The organism is Streptomyces sp. NPDC019224, from assembly GCF_040632605.1.
Taxonomy (GTDB): domain Bacteria; phylum Actinomycetota; class Actinomycetes; order Streptomycetales; family Streptomycetaceae; genus Streptomyces.
The window spans coordinates 108,099-129,025 of sequence record NZ_JBEYCF010000002.1 but is presented as its reverse complement, the minus strand read 5'-3'; the positions used below and the strand labels follow the sequence as shown (position 1 = coordinate 129,025).

Sequence of the window (20,927 nt, the reverse complement as noted above, 5' to 3'; positions counted from 1 at the left end):
GGGAGGACCGATCTGTCACTCTGTCCGTGTCGTCAGCGGCGCACAACGGAGAAACAGGCAGAGCGAGAACAGGTCAGGAGCCGCCCTGTGGGGTCCATTCCCTTGCAGCGGGACATCGTGCAGCGTCCCGGAACCACAGCCGCCACGGGCACGCAGCCGGTCGCCCGGACCAGCCTGCCCGGCAACCTCCTCGCGCCCTCCGCGGCCCGGCGGTTCGTCACCGCCGCGCTCGACGAGTGGACCGGGCTCGGCCTGCCCGCGGCGGTGGGCTTCAGCGAGCGGTTGTCCGAGGACGCGGCGATGATCGTCAGCGAGCTGGTGACCAACGCCGTCGTCCACGCGGGCACCGCGGTCGAACTGCTCTTCCGGCTGGAGGAGGCCACCGAGGACGAGGCGTCCGCACTGGTCCTGGAGGTCTCCGACCACCACCCCGCCCGCACGGTCCGCGGCGACCACGGCCACAGTGCCGAGGGCGTGGGCGATCCCGCCGACTACGGTCGCGGTCTGGACATCGTCGCCGCCCTCGCCGAACGGTGGGGCATCACCTACCGCACGGGTACGAAGACCGTCTGGGCCAGACTGCCCGTGGACGACTGGAATCCGTTCCCCGAGGGGCGCGGCGAGACCGGGCTCGCCCGAGGACTGCGCGCCGCCGAACTGCTCGCCCCCACCGCCCGGCGCACCGCCCGCGAGGACGGCGACTGGGCCGGCCGCGGCGCGCTCTCCTTCCTCGCCGAGGCGTCCGACCTGCTGGCCGGGCAGCTCGACGAGGACATCGTGGCGGCCCTCGCCGGACAGTTACTCGTCCCCCGGCTCGCCGACTGGTGCGCGATCTGGCTGGAGCCCGAGAGCGGCGGCCCCGCGGCCGTCCCCCGCCTCGCCAAGGTCTGGCACGTGGACGAGGAGCAGATCCCGGCGCTGCGCGCCCTGCTGGAGGGCGACCCGCTCCGGCTCCCGGAGCGCGTCGGCACCGGTGCCGTCTCCATGCCGTGGCCCGGCGGTACCGAGGACGGCGAGCCGCCCGACGAGGAGGAGGGCGTCGCGTTCGCCTACCGGATCACCTCGGGCGGCCGCACCCTCGGAGCCGTGCTCCTGGGCCGCGAGTCGACCGTCCGCCTCCCCGACGAGCTCACGGCCCTCATCGAGGACTTCGTGCGCCGGGTCGGCCTCGCCGTCGGCGCCGCCCGCGCCTACACCCGGCAGGCCACCATCAGCCGCATCCTGCAGCGGGGGCTGCTGCCCAGCAAGGTCGCCCGGATACCGGGCGTCGCCAGCTCCCTCGTCTACGAGCCGAGCGACGACGGCGTCGTCGGCGGCGACTTCTACGACATCTTCCCGTGCCCCGGCGGCCGCTGGTGCTTCGTGCTCGGCGACGTCCAGGGCAGCGGCCCCGAGGCCGCCGTCGTCACCGGCCTCGCGCGCCCCTGGTTGCGGCTGCTGGCCCGCGAGGGCTTCCAGGCCGACGAGGTCCTGGTCCGGCTCAACCGGCTGCTCCTGGACGACGCGATGGAGGCCGCCGAGGCCGCCGCGCTCATGGTCGCCGCCGCCGGCGGCCAGCACTCCGCGGACAACGGCGGGCAGTCCCGCTTCCTGTCCCTGCTGTACGGGGAACTGGTGCCGCTGCCCGGCGGCGGTGCCCGCTGCACCCTGGCCAGCGCCGGCCACCCGCTGCCGCTGCTGCTGCGCCCCGACGGCACCGTGCGGCCCGCCGCCGAGCCTCAGCTGCTGCTCGGCCTCATGGACGACGCCGTCTACGAGACCCAGAGCTTCGACCTGGCCCCCGGCGACAGCCTGCTCTGCGTGACGGACGGGGTCACGGAGCGGCGCTCGGGCGGGCAGATGTTCGACGACGGCGACGGGCTCGCGCAGGCGCTGTCCGGCTGCGCGGGGCTGAGCGCCGAGGGGATCGCGGAGCGCATCAAGCACGCCGTGCACGACTTCGCCGAGCGCCCGCCGGACGACGACCTGGCGCTGCTGGTGCTCCAGGCCGAGTAGGCCCGGGCGGGGAGGAGAAGGGCGTGGCGTCCGGTTGCCGGGCGGCGCGCGACAATGGACGGTATGCCTTCCGTACTGCCCGATGGTGAACCCGTGCCCGACGACGGGGCGCTGCCCCGCCACGCCCTGGAAGGCGCAGCCGGCCGCCCGCTCGGCTTCTACCTGCACGTGCCGTACTGCGCGGCCCGCTGCGGCTACTGCGACTTCAACACCTACACCGCGACCGAGCTGCGCGGCTCCGGCGGTGCGCTGGCCTCCCGGGACAACTACGCCTCCCACCTGATCGGTGAGATCCGCCAGGCCCGCAAGGTCCTCGGCGACGACCCCCGCCCGGTGCGCACGGTCTTCGTCGGCGGCGGCACACCGACCCTGCTGGCCGCCGCCGACCTGGTCCGGATGCTGGCGGCCATCCGCGAGGAGTTCGGGCTCGCGGACGACGCCGAGATCACCACCGAGGCCAACCCCGAGTCCGTCGGCCCCGCCTACCTGGCCGAGCTGCGCGAGGGCGGCTTCAACCGGATCTCCTTCGGCATGCAGAGCGCCCGGCAGCACGTCCTGAAGATCCTCGACCGCACCCACACCCCGGGCAGGCCCGAGGCGTGCGTCGCCGAGGCGCGGGCGGCCGGTTTCGAGCACATCAACCTCGACCTGATCTACGGCACCCCCGGCGAGTCCGACGACGACTGGCGCGCCTCGCTGGACGCGGCGATCGGCGCCGGACCCGACCACGTCTCCGCGTACGCGCTGATCGTCGAGGAGGGCACCGGGCTCGCCCGGCGGATCAAGCGCGGCGAGATCCCGATGACCGACGACGACGCGCACGCCGACCGGTATCTCATCGCGGACGAGGCGATGGCCGCCGCCGGCTACTCCTGGTACGAGGTGTCGAACTGGGCCCGCACGCCCGAGGGCCGCTGCCTGCACAACGAGCTGTACTGGCGCGGGGCCGACTGGTGGGGCGCCGGGCCCGGGGCGCACAGCCACGTCGGGGGCGTGCGCTGGTGGAACGTGAAGCACCCGGGGGCGTACGCGCAGGCGCTCGCCGAGGGGCGGTCACCGGGCGCCGGACGCGAGATCCTGTCCGCCGAGGACCGCCGCGTCGAGCGCATCCTGCTGGAGCTGCGGCTCGTCGACGGCTGCCCGCTCTCGCTGCTGGCCCCCGCGGGGCTCGCGGCGGCCCGTCGCGCGGTGGACGACGGCCTCCTGGAACCGGCGCCGTTCGACGACGGGCGGGCCGTGCTGACCCTGCGCGGCCGCCTGCTGGCCGACGCGGTGGTGCGCGATCTGGTGGACTGAGCGGAGGCTCACCCTGGCGCGCACCGGGCGTACGAATCCGACGACGTCCGGCGCCGGACCCCTCCGCGGATCCGCCGCACCGGCTTGCCGGGGGTGACGGGGAGGCCCGCCGGACCTCAGTCCGGAAGGGTGACGAAATCGATCAACTCCTCGACCCGGCCCAGGAGCTCGGGCTGAAGGTCCCGGTAGGAGCGGACCGAGGACAGGATCCGCTGCCAGGCCGCGCCGGTGTTCTCCGGCCAGCCCAGCGCCCGGCACACGCCCGTCTTCCAGTCCTGCCCGCGCGGCACCACCGGCCAGCCGGCGATGCCCACCGAGGCGGGCTTCACGGCCTCCCACACGTCGATGTACGGATGGCCGACCACCAGGACGTCGCCGTCCGAGACCTGGGCCGCGATCCGGGACTCCTTGGAGCCGGGCACCAGATGGTCGACCAGTACCCCCAGACGGGCGCCCGGCGCGGGCGCGAACTCGCGCACGATCGCCGGCAGGTCGTCGATGCCCTCCAGGTACTCGACGACCACGCCCTCGACGCGCAGGTCGTCGCCCCAGACCCGCTCGACCAGCTCCGCGTCGTGCCGCCCCTCCACATAGATCCGCCCGGCCCGCGCCACCCGCGCCCGCGCCCCGGGCACCGCCACCGAACCGGAGGCCGTACGCGCGGGCCGCACAGGTCCGCCGGCCGACGGGCGCACCAGCGTGACGACCCGGCCCTCCAGCAGGAAGCCGCGCGGCGCCATCGGGAAGACCCGGTGCTTGCCGAACCGGTCCTCCAGGGTCACCGTCGGCCCCTCGGCGGTCTTCTCGCACCGGATCACCGCACCGCAGAAACCGGTGACCGCCTCCTCCACGACCAGATCGGGCTCGGCCGGCACCTCGGGGGCGGGGGCGGACTTCTTCCACGGCGGGGTCAGATCGGGCTGGTAGCTGCGCATCGCACGACGATAAGCGGGGAAGACCCGCGACACGCCGAACCGGGTGGCCCCCCGGCCGTTCCGCCTTCCCCCGCTACGACACTCCGAACCGCCCGGCCAATGCCTGCCGCTGGGCCCGGACGAACGCCGCGTCCACCACCGCCCCGTGCCCCGGCACGTACAGCGCGTCCTCGCCGCCCAGCTCCAGCAGCCGGTCCAGCGCCGCCGGCCAGCGTGCGGGGTGGGCGTCCGGGCCGGCCTGCGGTTCGCCGGACTCCTCGACCAGGTCGCCGCAGAACACCAGCGCGGGGGAGCCCGGGACCAGCACCGCGAGGTCGTGGCCGCTGTGCGCCGCGCCCACGTTCACCAGCAGCACCTCCCGGCCGCCCAGGTCCAGCGTCCACTCCCCGTACACCTCCTCGCGCGGAGCCACCAGCACATCGGCGGACTCGGCGGCGTCCGGGCCGGGCAGGCCCTGGGCCACCGCGTCGGCGTACACCTCGTCAGCCCCCCGCCGCAGCAGCTCCGCCGTACCCGCGGCGCCGTACACCCGGGCCCCGGCGAAGGCGGCCGTGCCCAGCACGTGATCGAAATGGGGGTGACTGAGTGCGATGTGCGTCACCCTCCGGCCGAGCAGCGCCTGCGCCTGCGTGCGCAGCTCGACCCCCTCGCGCAGTGACGCCCCGGTGTCGCAGAGCAGCACCCCGTCCGTCCCGGCCACCAGCAACGCCGTCGCGTCCCAGCCAGGAAGGCGCCGGCGGCCCACCCCGTGACCGAGCCGCTCCCACCCGAAGTCTTCCCAAGAGGCATCCATGGGACGACGCTATCGGCAGCGACCTGCGCGGTCGCTCGGCCGGGATGGCCGGTCGCCCTTGCTAGGAAGCCACCCCGTCGCCGTACACTGGCCGGGGATCGCTGGCACTCGTACGCACCGAGTGCCAGGAGGAATCCCGGGAACGGCCCGAGAACCACCGAGATGGACAGCTGGAGGTGTGCGCGCGATGCTCAGCGAACGCAGACTCGAAGTGCTGCGCGCCATCGTCCAGGACTACGTCGGGACCGAGGAGCCCGTCGGCTCCAAGGCGCTCACGGAGCGGCACAAGCTGGGGGTCTCCCCGGCGACCGTCCGCAACGACATGGCGGTGCTGGAGGAGGAGGGCTTCATCGCCCAGCCCCATACCAGCGCGGGCCGCATCCCGACGGACAAGGGCTACCGGCTCTTCGTCGACAAGCTCGCGGGCGTCAAGCCCCTCTCGTCGCCGGAGCGCCGCGCCATCCAGAACTTCCTCGACGGCGCGGTCGACCTCGACGACGTCGTGGGCCGGACCGTACGGCTGCTCGCGCAGCTGACCCGGCAGGTCGCCGTCGTGCAGTACCCCTCGCTGACCCGTTCGACGGTGCGGCACGTGGAACTGCTGTCCCTGGCTCCGGCGCGGCTGATGCTCGTGCTGATCACGGACACCGGCCGGGTCGAACAGCGGCTGGTCGACTGCCCGGCGCCGTTCGGCGAGACCTCGCTCGCGGATCTGCGGGCCCGGCTCAACAGCCGGGTGGTGGGACGCCGTTTCGCGGACGTCCCGCAGCTGGTGCAGGACCTGCCGGAATCCTTCGAGAGCGAGGACCGGGGAACCGTGTCCACCGTCCTCTCGATCCTGCTCGAAACCCTCGTCGAGGAGACGGAGGAGCGGCTGATCATCGGCGGCACCTCCAACCTCACCCGCTTCGGACACGACTTCCCGGTGATGATCCGGCCGGTGCTCGAGGCACTGGAGGAACAGGTCGTGCTGCTGAAGCTGCTCGGCGAGGCCAAGGACTCGGGCATGACCGTACGCATCGGGCACGAGAACGCCCACGAGGGGCTCAACTCCACGTCCGTCGTCGCGGTCGGCTACGGTTCGGGCGACGAAGCAGTCGCCAAACTCGGCGTGGTCGGACCGACCCGCATGGACTACCCCGGAACGATGGGAGCGGTACGCGCAGTGGCACGTTACGTCGGACAGATCCTGGCGGAGTCGTAAGTGGCCACGGACTACTACGCCGTACTCGGCGTGCGCCGCGACGCTTCCCAGGACGAGATCAAGAAGGCGTTCCGGAGGCTCGCCCGCGAGCTGCACCCGGACGTGAACCCCGATCCGAAGACCCAGGAGCGGTTCAAGGAGATCAACGCCGCCTACGAGGTGCTGTCGGACGCCCAGAAGAAGCAGGTCTACGACCTCGGCGGCGATCCGCTCTCCCAGTCCGGGGGCGGCGGCGCGGGCGGCTTCGGCCAGGGCGGCTTCGGCAACTTCTCCGACATCATGGACGCGTTCTTCGGCACCTCGTCGCAGCGCGGACCCCGTTCGCGCACCCGGCGCGGCCAGGACGCCATGATCCGGCTGGAGATCGACCTCGCCGAGGCGGCCTTCGGTACCACCAAGGACATCCAGGTCGACACGGCCGTCGTCTGCACGACGTGCAGCGGCGAGGGGGCGGCCCCCGGTACCTCCGCGCAGACCTGTGACATGTGCCGCGGCCGCGGTGAGGTCTCCCAGGTCACCCGGTCCTTCCTGGGCCAGGTCATGACCTCGCGCCCCTGCCCGCAGTGCCAGGGCTTCGGCACGGTCGTGCCGACCCCCTGCCCGGAGTGCGCCGGCGACGGCCGCATCCGCTCGCGGCGCACGCTGACCGTGAAGATCCCCGCCGGTGTCGACAACGGCACCCGCATCCAGCTCGCGGGTGAAGGCGAGGTCGGCCCCGGCGGCGGCCCCGCCGGTGACCTCTACGTCGAGATCCACGAGCTGCCGCACGCGGTGTTCCAGCGCCGCGGCGACGATCTGCACTGCACGGTCACCATCCCCATGACGGCGGCGGCCCTCGGCACCAAGGTGCCGCTGGAGACGCTGGACGGCCTGGAGGAGGTCGACATCCGGCCGGGCACCCAGTCCGGCCAGTCCGTCCCGCTGCACGGGCGCGGCATCACCCACCTGAGGGGCGGGGGACGCGGCGACCTCATCGTGCACGTCGAGGTGACCACCCCGGTGAAGCTGGACCCCGAGCAGGAACGCCTCCTGCGCGAACTGGCCGAGCTGCGCGGCGAGGAGCGGCCCACCGGCCAGTTCCAGCCTGGCCAGCAGGGCCTGTTCTCCCGCCTGAAGGACGCCTTCAACGGCCGCTGACGGCACACGTCCACGCGGTACGGACCCGGCCGCCGGGTCCGTACCGCGCCCGGACGGAACGCTGCCGCGGGGCGGGCATCACGGGACAGGAAGGACATGACACGATGCGGTCATGTCCTCCGCACTGACCGATCTCTGCCGGTATCCGATCGTGCAGGCCCCCATGGCCGGTGGTCCTTCCTGCCCGCAGCTCGCCGCGGCGGTCTCCGAGGCCGGCGGGCTCGGCTTCCTGGCCGCCGGCTACAAGACGGCGGACGGCATGCGCGACGAGATCGAGCAGGTGCGCGGCCTGACCGGGCAGCCCTTCGGCGTCAACCTCTTCATGCCGCAGCAGAGCCACGCCGATCCCGCGGCCCTGGAGGTCTACCGCGGCCGGCTCGCGGACGAGGCCGCCCGGTACGAGACGGCTCCCGGTGACACCGACGTCCCCGGTGACGACGGCTACGAGGACAAGCTCGCCGTCCTCCTCGACGCCCCGGTCCCGGTCGTCTCCTTCACTTTCGGCTGCCCCTCGCGCGACACCCTCGACGCGTTCGCCGCGGCCGGTACGTGCACCGTCGTCACGGTCACCTCGCCGGAGGAGGCCCAGGCCGCCCAGTGGGCCGGGGCCGACGCCGTCTGCGCCCAGGGCACCGAGGCGGGCGGCCACCGCTCCACCTTCCAGGACGACCCGGTGACCGAGGACGGCGGGACCGGGCTGCTGAGCCTGGTGACCCAGGTCCGCGAGACCGTGCAGATACCGGTCGTCGCCGCCGGGGGTCTGATGCGCGGCTCCCAGATCGCCGCCGTGCTCGCTGCGGGCGCCGACGCCGCCCAGCTCGGCACCGCCTTCCTGGCCTGCCCGGAGTCCGGCGCCCACGTGCTGCACAAACAGGCCCTGACCAACCCGCTGTTCGTCCGGACCACCCTGACCAGGGCGTTCTCCGGGCGCCCGGCGCGCGGCCTGGTCAACCGCTTCGTGCGCGAGCACGGAGCGGACGCCCCCGCCGCCTACCCGCAGGTCCACCACATGACCTCCGTGCTGCGCAGGGCGGCTGCCCGGGCCGGGGACGCGCAGGGCATGGCGCTGTGGGCCGGGCAGGGCCACCGGCTGGCCCGCGAACTGCCCGCCGGCCGGCTGGTCCGGCTGCTCGCCGAGGAACTGGACGCCGCACGGACGGCCGTGAGCACGAGGAGTACGCGTTGACACCCTCCCTCAGCTGAAGCAGGGGGATCCCCGGCTCACGTCGCCTGTGGATCAGCGATCCGACAGGTCTTCCACTTCTTCCCCGGTCTGAAGGCCGGGGCATCCTCGGAGGTACACAGTGACGGCACCCGTCTTCGTCGTCGAACAGCTGCCGGACGCGCCGGAGTTCGTCCTGGACGGGCCCGAGGGGCGGCACGCCGTCTCCGTGAAGCGCCTGCGCGCCGGCGAGGAGGTCGTCCTGACCGACGGCCGCGGCCGGTGGGCGCAGGGCGTCGTGCGGGCCGCCGAGGGCAAGGACCGGCTGGTGGTGGGCGATCTGGACCCGGTCCACGAGGAGCCCGTCCCCGCCGTCCGGATCACCGTCGTCCAGGCCCTGCCCAAGGGGGACCGGGGCGAGGTCGCCGTGGAGACGATGACCGAGACCGGCGTCGACGGGATCGTGCCGTGGCAGGCGGCGCGCTGCATCACCCAGTGGAAGGGCGACCGCGGCCTCAAGTCCCTGGCGAAGTGGCGCGGTACGGCCCGGGAGGCGGGCAAGCAGTCCCGCCGGGTGCTCTTCCCGGACGTGGCCGGCCTGGCCACCACCAAGCAGGTCGCGGCGCTGCTGGCCGCGGCGGACTTCGCGGCCGTCCTGCACGAGGACCGCGCCTGCGACAGCGAGCCCCTGGCCACCGTCGCCCTGCCCGAGGCGGGCGAGATCGTGCTGGTCGTCGGCCCGGAGGGCGGTGTCTCCCCGGACGAGCTGACCGCGTTCGCCGCCGCCGGGGCCCGCACCTGCCGGCTCGGCCCGTCGGTCCTGCGCACCTCGACGGCCGGCACCGCGGCGACGGCGCTGCTGCTGGGACGTACGGGACGCTGGTCGTAACCCGTCCCCGATGGGGTGGTTGTGCCCGGAATCGGTCTACCGCGCCGCCAAGTGGGGTGGGAAGCTTCCCGTATGGGGACATCAAGGGCATGGGGCCGTCGTACGGTCCGTCGCTTTCCGGCCGCACTCTGCCTCGCCGCGGCGGCCGTCACCGGGCTCAGCGCCTGTGAACCGGCCGACGGCATCGGGGCGTTGAACACCGCCTCCGTCGCCGTGACCACCGACCGGACCGCCACCCGCGCGCTGGAGCACGAAGGCGTCCAGGTGCGCTGGCTGACCTGCACGGCCTCACTCGGCGGGGAAGGCGCGAAAGCGTCACCCGCCCGCTCCGGAGCGTCCACCGCCCCCGCTCGCCGCGTCGCCGACGTCGACTGCGACGGCATGACGAAGGACGGCCGGGAGATCACGCTCGGCGGCCGGGTGACGCAGGCGGTCGAAGGGCGGTGCGTACGCGGTGACATGACCGCGAAGACCGGCGGGCGCGCCGTCTTCCGGGCCACCCTGCTCGGCGACTGCAGCGCCCCGGCCACGACGGCGCCGCCCCCCGGGCCCCCGGGCCGGCACGACGGTCCGACGGCCACCGTGACGGTCACGGTCACCGCCTACCCCGGCAAGTAGGTGAGCGGCAGGGGCCGTTGACGGGCACCCCGGCCCGCATGTCCCGGAGGCATACCCGCGCCACCGGTGCCGCCGTGGGACGTACTCCGGCCAACCCCGTCGCCCTGGGCACGTCCGCGGCCTAGGGTGATCGTGTGACACAGCCTTCCTACCTCCGGTATCCCCATGTCCAGGGTGACTTGATCGCCTTCACCGCCGAGGACGACGTCTGGCTCGCCCCGCTCGACGGCGGCCGGGCGTGGCGGGTCAGCGCAGACAACCGTCCCGTCACCCAGCCACGCATATCTCCCGACGGCACCCTCGTCGCCTGGACGTCCACCCGTGACGGGGCGCCCGAGGTGCACATCGCCCCCGCCGACGGCGGGCCCTCGCGGCGGCTCACCCACTGGGGAGCCGCCCGCACCGCCGTGCACGGCTGGACCCCCGAAGGGGACGTACTGGTCACCAGCACCCAGGGCCAGGTCTCCCTGCGACGCAGCTGGGCACGGGCCGTCCCGGTCGACGGCGGTCCCGCGCGGACCCTCCCGTACGGCCCCGTCGGCTCCCTCGCGTACGGGCCCGGCGGACGGGTCCTGCTGCTCTCGGCCACCATGGGCCGCGAGGCCGCCACCTGGAAGCGCTACCGGGGCGGCACGGCCGGCAAGCTCTGGATCGCGGCCGAGGACGACCCGCTGGAGTTCGTCCGGGTCCACGAGGAGCTCGACGGCAACCTCGAGTGCCCGATGTGGGTGGGGGAGCGCATCGCGTTCCTCTCCGACCACGAGGGCGTCGGCGCCCTCTACTCCTCGCTGCCCGACGGTGCCGACCTGCGCCGGCACACCCCCGTCGACGGCTTCTACGCCCGTCACGCCACCACCGACGGGACCAGGGTCGTCTACGCCTCCGCCGGCGAACTCCGGCTCCTGGACAGCCTGGAGAGCGAGGAGCCCCGCCACGTCGAGATCCGGCTCGGTGGCCAGCGCGCCGACCTCCAGCCCTATCCGCTGCACGCCGACAGCCACCTGACCAGCGCGTCGCCCGACCGCACCGGCCGGGGCAGCGCCGTCTGCTCGCGGGGCGCGGTCCACTGGGTCACCCACCGCGAGGGCCCGGCCCGCGTGCTCGCCGCCGAACCCGGCGTACGGGCCAGGCTGCCGCGCACCTTCCAGGCCGACGGCGACCAGCACGTCGTCTGGGTCACCGACGCCGAGGGCGACGACGCGCTGGAGATCGCCCCCGCCACCGGCACCGCCCCCGGCGCCGTGCCCCGCCGCCTGGCGGCCGGCCGGATCGGCCGTGTCCTCGACCTCGCCCCGGCCCCCGACGGCAGCCGGTTCGCGGTCGCCGCGCACGACGGCCGCGTACTGATCGTCGAGCGGGAGAGCGGCGAGATCCACGAGGTGGACCGCAGCGAGAACGGCGACGCCTCCGGCCTCGCCTGGTCGCCCGACTCCGCCTGGCTCGCCTGGTCGCACCCCGGCCCCGAGCCGCTCAGCCAGCTCAAGCTGGCCCACATCGCCGATCTGTCGGTCTCCGAGGCCACCCCGCTGCGGTTCCGGGACTTCGCGCCCGCCTTCACCGCCGACGGAAAGCACCTGGCCTTCCTCTCCGAGCGCGCCTTCGACCCCATTTACGACGCGCACGTCTTCGACATGGCGTTCGTCGGCTCCTGCCGGCCGCACCTGCTGACGCTCGCGGCGACCACCCCTTCCCCGTTCGGCCCGCAGCTGCACGGCCGGCCCGCGGAGAAGGAGAAGGGCGGCGACGGCGAGGACAACCCCACCGCCCTCCCCATCACCCGCATCGACCTGGACGGCCTCGCCGACCGGATCGTGCCCCTTCCCGTCGAGGCCGCCGTCTACTCCTCGCTCCGTGCCGCGCGGGACGGGCTGCTCTGGCTGCGCCACCCGCTCACCGGAGTGCTCGGCACCAGCGGGGCCGGCCCGGACGCGCGCCGCCCGGAGACCGTCCTGGAGCGGTACGACCTGGAGAAGCTGCGCTGCGAGGAGCTGTCCTCGGACGTCAGCCGTTTCGCGGTCAGCGGGGACGGGAAGCGGCTGGCGATCGTCAGCCACGGCAAGCTGTCCGTCGTCCCCTCCGACAGCCGGGTGCCCGCGGGCGACGACGACCACGACGACGCCGTGACCGTCGACCTCTCCCGCATCCGCCGCACCCTCGACCCGGCCGCCGAGTGGCGTCAGATGTACGACGAGACCGGCCGCCTCATGCGGGACAACTTCTGGCGCCCCGACATGGGCGGCGTCGACTGGGACGGGGTCCTGGACCGCTACCGGCCGGTGCTGGAGCGCGTCGCGACCCACGACGACCTCATGGACCTGCTCTGGGAGGTCCAGGGCGAGCTGGGCACCTCGCACGCCTACGTGACCCCGCCCGGCGGGTGGCGCGACGAGGCGGCCCGGCAGGGGCTGCTCGGGGCGGACCTCTCCCGTGCGGAGGACGGCAGCTGGCGCATCGACCGGGTGCTGCCCTCCGAGACCTCGGACCCGGCCGCCCGCTCGCCGCTCGCCGCGCCGGGCGTCGCCGTCCGGGCCGGGGACGCGATCCTGGCCGTCGACGGCCACCCCGTCGACCCGCTCACCGGGCCCGCGCCGCTGCTCACTGGCTCGGCCGGCAAGCCCGTCGAGCTGACCGTCGCCCCGGCCGACGGCGGCGATCCGCGCCATGTCGTCGTCGTACCCGTCGCCGACGAGGAGGCCCTGCGCTACCACGCGTGGGTCGCCGACCGGCGGGCGTACGTGCACGAGCGGTCCGGCGGGCGCCTCGGCTACCTCCACGTCCCCGACATGGTCGGCGCCGGCTGGGCCCAGATCCACCGCGACCTGCGCACCGAGATCGCGCGCGAGGGCCTGGTCGTGGACGTCCGGGAGAACCGGGGCGGCCACACCTCGCAGCTCGTCGTGGAGAAGCTGGCCCGCCGCATCGTCGGCTGGGACCTGCCGCGCGGCATGCGGCCCTACAGCTATCCGGGCGACGCCCCGCGCGGGCCGATAGTGGCCGTCGCGAACGAGTTCTCCGGCTCGGACGGCGACATCGTGAACGCGGCGATCAAGGCGCTGAAGATCGGCCCCGTGGTCGGCGTGCGCACCTGGGGCGGAGTGGTCGGCATCGACAGCCGCTACCGGCTGGTCGACGGCACGCTGGTCACCCAGCCGAAGTACGCGTTCTGGCTGGAGGGGTACGGGTGGGGCGTCGAGAACCACGGCGTCGACCCGGATGTGGAGGTCGTGATGACGCCGCGGGACCACGCCGAGGGGCGTGACCCGCAGCTGGACGAGGCGGTGCGGGTGGCGCTGGACGCGCTGGAGCGGGTGCCGGCGAAGGTGGCGCCGGAGTTGCCGGGGCAGTGAGGTGAGGGGGCGGGGGCGGGGCGCCTGCGGCGTGCCTGTTCCCGCCCCGCCCCTTACCGAAACCGGGGCCCTGCCCCCGGGCCCTGCTCCTTGAGCGGCGGAGGGCGGCGCCCCCGAAAAGGCGTCGGCCGCCGGGCCCGCCCGGATAGGCTGACCGGCAGCGAATCGTCACCGAGACCCAAGGAGCGCGCGAGCAAATGGCCGGAGAACCGCAACCCGACTGCCTGTTCTGCAAGATCGTCTCGGGCGAGATCCCGGCCACCATCGTCCGCGAGACCGACACCACCGTCGCCTTCCGCGACATCAATCCCCAGGCCCCCACCCACGTACTCGTCATCCCGCGCCTGCACCACCCCGACGCCGCCTCGCTCGGCGCCGCCGAACCGCAGGTGCTCGCCGACGTGCTGTGCGAAGCGGGCAACGTCGCCGCCGACGAGAAGATCGACCGGACCGGGTACCGGATCGTGTTCAACACCGGGGCAGGAGCCGGCCAGACCGTCTTCCACGCGCACGCGCACGTGCTGGGCGGCCGGGGCCTGGAATGGCCGCCCGGATAATGTCCGCACGTGAACTCGTCGTGCTCGGGACCGCCAGCCAGGTCCCGACGCGGCACCGCAACCACAACGGCTATCTGCTGCGCTGGGACGGCGAGGGCATCCTCTTCGACCCCGGTGAGGGCACCCAGCGCCAGATGCTGCGGGCCGGTGTCGCCGCGCACGACATCAACCGGATCTGCGTCACGCACTTCCACGGCGACCACTCGCTGGGCCTGGCCGGGGTGATCCAGCGGATCAACCTCGACCAGGTCCCGCACCCGGTGACCGCCCACTACCCGGCGAGCGGGCAGCGCTTCTTCGACCGGCTGCGGTACGCCACCGCCTACCGTGAGTCCGTGGAGCTGACCGAGGCCCCGGTCACCGCCGACGGGCCGCTGGCCGCCACCGCCGCGTACACCCTCGCCAGCCACCGGCTCTCGCACCCCGTCGAGTCCTACGGCTACCGGCTCACCGAGCCCGACGGGCGCCGCATGCTGCCCGCGAAGCTCGCCGAGCACGGCATCGAGGGGCCGGACGTGGGGCGCCTCCAGCGCGAGGGCGCCCTCGGCGGTGTCACGCTCGCCGACGTCTCCGAGCACAGGCGCGGACAGCGGTTCGCGTTCATCATGGACACCAGGCTCTGCGACGGCGTGCACGCCCTCGCCGAGGGGTGCGACCTGCTGGTCATCGAGTCGACCTTTCTCGACGAGGACCGGAAGCTGGCCGCGGACCACGGCCACCTGACCGCGGCCCAGGCGGCCCGGGTCGCCCGGGAGGCGGGCGTGCGGCATCTCGTCCTCACGCACTTCTCCCAGCGCTACCCGGAGCCCGAGGCCTTCGAGGCCGAGGCCAGGGCGGCCGGCTACGAGGGCGAGCTGACCGTCGCCCAGGACCTGATGCGCGTACCGGTCCCGAGCCGGCACCCGTAGCACCACCCACGGCACCACCTGCGTGAGAGAGAAACACCGTGCACCTCCCCAAAGCGGAACTCCACCTCCACATCGAGGGGACCCTCGAACCGGAACTGGCCTTCGCGCTCGCCGCGCGCAACGGCGTGACCCTGCCGTACGCGGACAGCGAGGCCCTGCGCACCGCGTACCTCTTCGAGGACCTGCAGAGCTTCCTGGACCTGTACTACGCGCTGATGACGGTGCTGCGGACCGAGGACGACTTCACCGAACTCGCCGACGCCTACCTCACCCGCGCCGCCGCCCAGGGCGTGCGGCACGCCGAGATCTTCTTCGACCCGCAGGCCCACACCGCGCGCGGCGTGCCCATCGGCACCGTCGTCGAGGGGCTCGGCCGGGCGCTGGAGCGCAGCGAGGAGGAGCACGGCATCTCCACCCAGCTGATCATGTGCTTCCTGCGGGACCAGTCCGCCGAATCGGCGCTGGAGACCCTGGAGGCGGCCCGGCCGCACCTGCACCGCATCAGCGCCGTCGGTCTGGACTCCGCCGAGGTCGGCCACCCGCCGGTGAAGTTCCGCGAGGTGTACGAACGGGCCGGGGCCCTCGGGCTGCGCAAGGTCGCCCACGCGGGGGAGGAGGGGCCGCCCTCCTACATCCGCGAGGCGCTCGACGTGCTGGGCGTGGAACGGATCGACCACGGACTGCGCTGCATGGAGGACCCCGACCTGGTGAAGCGGCTGGTCGCGGAGCGCGTACCGCTCACCCTGTGCCCGCTGTCCAACGTACGGTTGCGCGCGGTCGACACCCTGGAGCAGCACCCGCTGCCGGCGATGCTGGACGCCGGGCTGCTCTGCACGGTCAACTCCGACGACCCCGCCTACTTCGGCGGGTACGTCGGCGACACCTTCCACGCCGTCCACGAGGCCCTCGGCCTGGACCGCGAGCAGCTGCGCACGCTGGCCCGCAACTCCTTCCGGGCGGCCTTCCTCGACCACGACGAGGAGCGCAGGGCGCGCTACCTGTCCGAGGTCGAGGCGTACGCGTTCGACTGACCGCCCTCCGGACCGGCCGTGCGGAACGCGTTCCTGCCGAGGCGCCTGCGGCGCAGGGCCGGGATGCTGATCTCCGTGACGGCCTGCTCGGGCGCGCCCACCTTGGGCACGGCGCCGGGCACCGCGCCCGTGGTGACCGCCAGCAGGGCCGCCGGCGCACCGCCCCGGCGGCGTACCGAACCGGGCACCAGCGGACGGCCGCCGGTGTGCAGGGCGACGGCTGTCACCGGGAGCGCGACCAGCAGGGTCGCCACGCCCAGGATCAGGCCCATTCCCGGGTAGCCGGCCTCCTCCGACAGCACGCTGCCGAGCACCGGGCCGCAGGCCACGCCGACGGACGAGGCGGAACCCGCGAGGACCGCCCAGCGGCCGCGTACGTCGAGGGATGCGGCCAGGCCGATCAGATACGACAGGACCACCGGGTAGACGGTGTTCCACAGGATCTCGCCGGACGCGAAGGAGCCGAGGCTCCCGGCGGACGAGCTGAGCACGATGCTTCCCGCGATGACCGCGGTGCCCACGCCGATCGGGACAGCCCGGCCGAGCTTGGAGCCGAGCATCCCGGCGCCCATCACGCCGAGCAGCCCGGCGCCGAGCGCGGCGGCGAACACGGCGCCGATGGTCACCTCGGACAGCCCGACCTGCTCCACACCGATCCGGCTGCTGACGCCCCACAGCGCGTTCTGCGCCATCGACCAGACGAGCATGCCGCCCGCGAGCACCAGGCCGGAGCGCCGGTGCGGCAGCCGGCCCGCCGCGGGGACGGCCGCCGCACCGGCCGCAGCCGAGCCGCCGAGCCGGGAGGTGGCCGGCCAGACCAGCAGCGCGACCAGGGCGATCGAGGCGAACGGCAGCCGGTGGCCGCCGCCCAGGTGCGGGATCGTCAGGTACAGGGCGCCCGCGGTCGCCGAGACGCTCAGCAGACCCAGGGACGAGGTGCGGTGCGGGTCGCGCTGGGCGGCGATGCCCGCCGCCGCGACGGCGGTCGCCGTACCGGAACCGAAGCCGCCGACCACCGCGCCGGCGACCACCAGCGGTACGGACCCGGCCAGCGTCGCGCAGCCGTACCCCACCACGCACAGGACCAGTCCCACGCGTGCCGGTCTGCGCGGCCCGTACGTTTCCACGCGCCCGGCCAGGGAGAAGCCGGCGGAGGCCGAACTCAGCAGCAGCGCGCTGCCGACCAGCCCGGCCTGGGCCGTGCTGAGGCCGAGGTAGACGGAGAGCCGTCCCACGATGGTGGGGAGGAGATAGGCGGCGAGGTAACCGGCGGTGAACACGGCGACCAGGGGCCACGCGGCGCGAGGGCGCGAGGACATGGGCGTTCCTGAAGACATGCCAGAGGAGGCGGAAGGCAGGGAGGGGTGAGGCGAAGGGGTGGTGCGAAGAGGGCGATGCCCGAAGGGTGATGCGAAGAAGGGTGGTGCCGGGATACGAGGAGATCGGCGCTTCCGCCGGGTACGTCCCAACGGTGCTCGCGGGCCAATTTGTATCAAGCGCCCCCGGCCCACCGAAAGCCGGGCTACTGTGATCCGGATCACTTTTGAGTTTAGGTGGTTCGCGGGTGGGTATCTGCGGATGTTTATGCAGGTCAGTGCCAGTGAACACACGCGCGGCGCGCACCCGTCCCATGCGACCGGGAATCGGGCACACTGGCCGCAACCGCCACGACCGGGGAGTGCAAGGTGAGCGCTGAGATCCCAGACATCGACCCGCTGGACGGGCTGCGCGCTCCGCAGGACCCCGACTGCGACGTCTTCCTCACCGGCACGGTCTTCCTCGACATCATCTTCACCGGCCTGGACAGCGCCCCTGTACGCGGCACCGAGTCCTGGGCCCGCGGCATGGGTTCCAGCCCCGGCGGCGTCGCCAACATGGCCACCGCGCTGGCCCGCCTCGGCCTGCGTACCTCCCTGGCCGCCGCGTTCGGTGACGACCACTACGGCGAGTACTGCTGGGACGCGCTCGCGCAGGGCGAAGGCATCGACCTGTCCAGGTCGCACACCGTGCGCGGCTGGCATTCCCCGGTGACCGTCTCGATGGCCTACGAGGGCGAGCGGACGATGGTCTCGCACGGCCACGAGGCCCCTGCGCTCCCCGCCACCGCCTCGCCCGAGGTCCCCGCCTTCCCCCGCTGCCCGCCCAGGGCCCGGGCCGCCGTCACCTCGCTCGTCCCCGGCCGCACCGAGCCCTGGGTCGCCGAGGCCGCCCGCCGGGGGGCCCTGATCTTCGGGGACGTCGGCTGGGACGAGACCGGGCGCTGGGACCTGGACGCCCTGAGCGGGCTGGAGCACTGCCACGCCTTCCTGCCCAATGCCGAGGAGGCGATGCGCTACACCCGTACCGACTGCCCCCGGGCCGCCGCGCACGCCCTCGCCGCACGGGTACCGCTGGCCGTCGTCACCCTCGGTTCCGAGGGCGCCTACGCGGTCGACGCGGCCACCTCCACCGCCGCCGAGGTCCCGGCCATCGAAGTCGAGGCCCTTGACCCCACCGGGGCGGGCGACGTCTTCGTGGCCGGCTTCGTCACCGGCACCCTGGCCGGCTGGCCCCTCGCCGACCGCCTCGCCTTCGCCGGGCTGACCGCCGCCCTCTCGGTCCAGGAGTTCGGCGGCTCCCTCTCGGCCCCCGGCTGGGCGGAGATCGCCGCCTGGTGGCAGCGGGTGCGCACCTGCACCGGCCAGGATCCGGCCGCGCTCCGGCGCTACGCCTTCCTCGACGACCTGCTGCCGGCCGCCGCCCGCCCCTGGCCGCTGCGCCGGGCCGTTCCCACGCTCGGCTTCCGCCCGTGACCTCCCGCCGGCCACCGCCCGGCAAAACCCCTGGTGTTGTCGGCGCAGAGTCGTAGGCTTGGGTCAGAAGAGGTTTTCGAGCAGCGAGAACCCTGCAACGGGAGGTATGCGCAGGCCCGAGGGCCGGCCCATGACTCAGTCACCCACACAGCCGCAGGCGCGTGCCCACATCAGCATCCCGGCCGCTCACCCGATGGTGATGCTCCTGGGAGCGGGCGACTCGCTGCTGCGCGTGATCGAAGCGGCGTTCCCGGCGGCCGACATCCACGTCCGGGGCAATGACATAAGCGCGACGGGCAACACGGCGGACATCGCCCTGATCCAGCGCCTGTTCGACGAGATGGTGCTGGTGCTCCGCACCGGGCAGCCGATGACGGAGGACGCTGTGGAACGGTCGATCGCGATGCTCAAGGCCAGTGACAACGGCCAGGCCGACGGTACCGAGACCCCGGCCGAGGTGCTCACCCAGAACATCCTCTCCAGCCGGGGCCGCACCATCCGCCCCAAGACGCTCAACCAGAAGCGGTACGTCGACGCCATCGACAAGCACACGATCGTCTTCGGCATCGGCCCCGCCGGTACGGGCAAGACCTACCTCGCCATGGCCAAGGCGGTCCAGGCCCTGCAGTCCAAGCAGGTCAGCCGGATCATCCTGACCCGCCCGGCCGTCGAGGCGGGCGAGCGCCTCGGCTTCCTCCCCGGCACGCTCTTCGACAAGATCGACCCGTACCTGCGCCCGCTCTACGACGCCCTGCATGACATGCTCGACCCGGACTCGATCCCGCGCCTGATGGCAGCGGGCACGATCGAGGTCGCGCCGCTGGCGTACATGCGCGGACGCGCGCAGCCGACCTTCACGAATGTCCTGACTCCGGACGGCTGGCGTCCCATCGGCACTCTGGAGGTGGGCGACCTCGTCATCGGATCGAACGGCGAGCCGACCCCCGTCCTCGGCATCTACCCCCAGGGCGAGAAGGACATCTATCGCGTCAGTGCCCAGGACGGCTCCTGGACCCTGTGCTGCGGTGAGCACCTGTGGACGGTCCGTACCGCGTCGGACAAGCGCCGGGACAAGCCGTGGCGAGTCCTGGAGACCAAGGAGATGATCGGCAACCTTCGCGCGGCGCATGCGCGCCGCTACGAACTGCCGATGCTCACCGCACCGGTCAGCTTTCCCGAGCGCGAGGTTCCGATGGAGCCGTACGCGTTGGGGCTGCTGTTGGGCGACGGTTGCCTGACCGGGTCAACGACCCCGTCGTTCGCCACCGAGGATCCTGAACTGGCCGAGGCCCTGGAAAGCTCGCTGCCAGGCGTTTCGGTACGCCACAAGGGCGGGCCGGACTATGTCCTGAACCGAGCGAAGGCTCCGGGCGACGTGGTGACGCTGGAGAACCCGGTCACTCGCGCGCTGCGTGAACTGGACCTGGTGGGCACGCGTTCCCACTCCAAGTTCGTTCCGGACGCGTACCTTTTCAACTCCGCCGACGTCCGTCTCGCCGTCCTTCAAGGACTGCTCGACGCGGACGGGGGCCCGGTCACCCAGGCGGACCGCACGTGCCGTGTCCAGTACACGACGGCTTCGATCATGCTGCGTGACGACGTCATCGCACTGGTGCAGTCGCTGGGGGGAGTCGCGTACACACGCCGACGGGCTGCCGAAGGGCGTGCGCCGGGACTCGCGCGGGGGCGCGAGGTCCATCACCGTTACGACGCCCACGTGGTCGATATTCGTCTTCCGGACGGCATCGAGCCCTTCCGCCTCGCCCGCAAGGCCGAGAAGTACCGGGCCGCCGGTGGCGGCGGACGGCCGATGCGTTTCATCGACAGTATCGAACCGGCGGGTCGCGAGGAAGCCGTGTGTATCCAGGTCGCAGCCGAGGACTCGCTGTACGTCACCCAGGACTACCTGCTGACGCACAACACCCTCAACGACGCCTTCATCATCCTGGACGAGGCGCAGAACACCAGCGCCGAGCAGATGAAGATGTTCCTGACCCGGCTCGGGTTCGACTCCAAGATCGTCGTCACCGGTGACACCACCCAGGTCGACCTGCCGACGGGGACCAGGAGCGGTCTGCGCCAGGTGCAGGAGATCCTGGACGGTATCGACGACGTGCACTTCTCCCGGCTCACCTCCCAGGATGTCGTCCGGCACAAGCTGGTCGGCCGTATCGTCGACGCGTACGAGAAGTACGACAACAGCAAGGGCGAGCAGGACGGCGGCGGTCCCCGGGGCCGCGGCCGCCACAACGGGAAGCAGTAG

16 protein-coding genes are annotated in these 20,927 nt (G+C 73.2%); 13 read left to right on the top strand and 3 right to left on the bottom strand.

Translation table 11 applies throughout. The features are described from left to right. Positions 1 to 102 precede the first annotated feature (102 nt). Positions 103 to 1,995: an ATP-binding SpoIIE family protein phosphatase gene (locus ABZ564_RS02055; RefSeq protein ID WP_360848286.1), complete on the top strand. Its 1,893-nt coding sequence runs from the start codon at positions 103 to 105 to the stop codon at positions 1,993 to 1,995. Positions 1,996 to 2,049: 54 nt separating this feature from the next. Further along, complete coding sequence (gene hemW, locus ABZ564_RS02050) at positions 2,050 to 3,291, top strand: radical SAM family heme chaperone HemW (protein WP_360847972.1); 1,242 nt, start codon at positions 2,050 to 2,052, stop codon at positions 3,289 to 3,291. Positions 3,292 to 3,407: 116 nt separating this feature from the next. Here hemW and ABZ564_RS02045 read toward each other — a convergent pair whose 3' ends face one another. Next, positions 3,408 to 4,226, bottom strand: coding sequence for a DUF3097 domain-containing protein (locus tag ABZ564_RS02045; protein ID WP_360847969.1), 819 nt, complete (start codon positions 4,224 to 4,226; stop codon positions 3,408 to 3,410). Positions 4,227 to 4,299: 73 nt separating this feature from the next. Further along, on the bottom strand, positions 4,300 to 5,019 hold the full coding sequence (locus tag ABZ564_RS02040; RefSeq protein WP_360847966.1) for an MBL fold metallo-hydrolase: 720 nt from the start codon (positions 5,017 to 5,019) through the stop codon (positions 4,300 to 4,302). A gap of 187 nt (positions 5,020 to 5,206) precedes the next feature. Between ABZ564_RS02040 and hrcA the strand changes: the two genes are divergently transcribed. From hrcA to ABZ564_RS01995, 9 genes are all read left to right on the top strand, one after another. Continuing rightward, positions 5,207 to 6,223 (top strand): heat-inducible transcriptional repressor HrcA, encoded by a 1,017-nt coding sequence (gene hrcA, locus ABZ564_RS02035; protein ID WP_360847964.1) that lies wholly within the window; start codon positions 5,207 to 5,209, stop codon positions 6,221 to 6,223. Continuing rightward, complete coding sequence (dnaJ, locus tag ABZ564_RS02030; RefSeq protein WP_360847961.1) at positions 6,224 to 7,360, top strand: molecular chaperone DnaJ; 1,137 nt, start codon at positions 6,224 to 6,226, stop codon at positions 7,358 to 7,360. A 112-nt stretch (positions 7,361 to 7,472) separates the two neighbouring features. Continuing rightward, on the top strand, positions 7,473 to 8,546 hold the full coding sequence (locus ABZ564_RS02025; protein WP_360847957.1) for a nitronate monooxygenase: 1,074 nt from the start codon (positions 7,473 to 7,475) through the stop codon (positions 8,544 to 8,546). A gap of 118 nt (positions 8,547 to 8,664) precedes the next feature. Next, on the top strand, positions 8,665 to 9,411 hold the full coding sequence (locus ABZ564_RS02020) for a 16S rRNA (uracil(1498)-N(3))-methyltransferase (protein WP_360847954.1): 747 nt from the start codon (positions 8,665 to 8,667) through the stop codon (positions 9,409 to 9,411). A 72-nt stretch (positions 9,412 to 9,483) separates the two neighbouring features. Next, positions 9,484 to 10,029 carry a hypothetical protein gene (locus tag ABZ564_RS02015; RefSeq protein WP_360847951.1) on the top strand — a complete coding sequence of 182 codons (546 nt, stop codon included), beginning with the start codon at positions 9,484 to 9,486 and terminating at the stop codon, positions 10,027 to 10,029. Between the two features lie 134 nt (positions 10,030 to 10,163). Next, on the top strand, positions 10,164 to 13,376 hold the full coding sequence (locus ABZ564_RS02010) for a PDZ domain-containing protein (RefSeq protein WP_360847948.1): 3,213 nt from the start codon (positions 10,164 to 10,166) through the stop codon (positions 13,374 to 13,376). Positions 13,377 to 13,573: 197 nt separating this feature from the next. Then, on the top strand, positions 13,574 to 13,933 hold the full coding sequence (locus ABZ564_RS02005; RefSeq protein WP_360847945.1) for a histidine triad nucleotide-binding protein: 360 nt from the start codon (positions 13,574 to 13,576) through the stop codon (positions 13,931 to 13,933). After that, a complete protein-coding gene (locus ABZ564_RS02000; RefSeq protein ID WP_360847942.1) occupies positions 13,933 to 14,841 on the top strand; it encodes a ribonuclease Z in 909 nt (302 codons plus the stop codon). Before ABZ564_RS02005 ends, ABZ564_RS02000 begins: the two co-directional genes overlap by 1 nt. A 38-nt stretch (positions 14,842 to 14,879) precedes the next feature. Further along, positions 14,880 to 15,872: an adenosine deaminase gene (locus ABZ564_RS01995; RefSeq protein ID WP_360847939.1), complete on the top strand. Its 993-nt coding sequence runs from the start codon at positions 14,880 to 14,882 to the stop codon at positions 15,870 to 15,872. Here ABZ564_RS01995 and ABZ564_RS01990 read toward each other — a convergent pair. Next, on the bottom strand, positions 15,836 to 17,191 hold the full coding sequence (locus tag ABZ564_RS01990; RefSeq protein ID WP_360847936.1) for an MFS transporter: 1,356 nt from the start codon (positions 17,189 to 17,191) through the stop codon (positions 15,836 to 15,838). The genes ABZ564_RS01995 and ABZ564_RS01990 overlap by 37 nt on opposite strands. 366 nt (positions 17,192 to 17,557) lie before the next feature. On the opposite strand from ABZ564_RS01990, the gene ABZ564_RS01985 reads away from it, so the two are divergent. Together ABZ564_RS01985 and ABZ564_RS01980 are read left to right on the top strand one after the other, a co-directional pair. Next, positions 17,558 to 18,664, top strand: coding sequence for a PfkB family carbohydrate kinase (locus ABZ564_RS01985; protein WP_360847933.1), 1,107 nt, complete (start codon positions 17,558 to 17,560; stop codon positions 18,662 to 18,664). Between the two features lie 130 nt (positions 18,665 to 18,794). Beyond that, entirely contained in the window at positions 18,795 to 20,927 is a 2,133-nt protein-coding gene (locus tag ABZ564_RS01980; RefSeq protein WP_360847930.1) for a PhoH family protein, read from the top strand.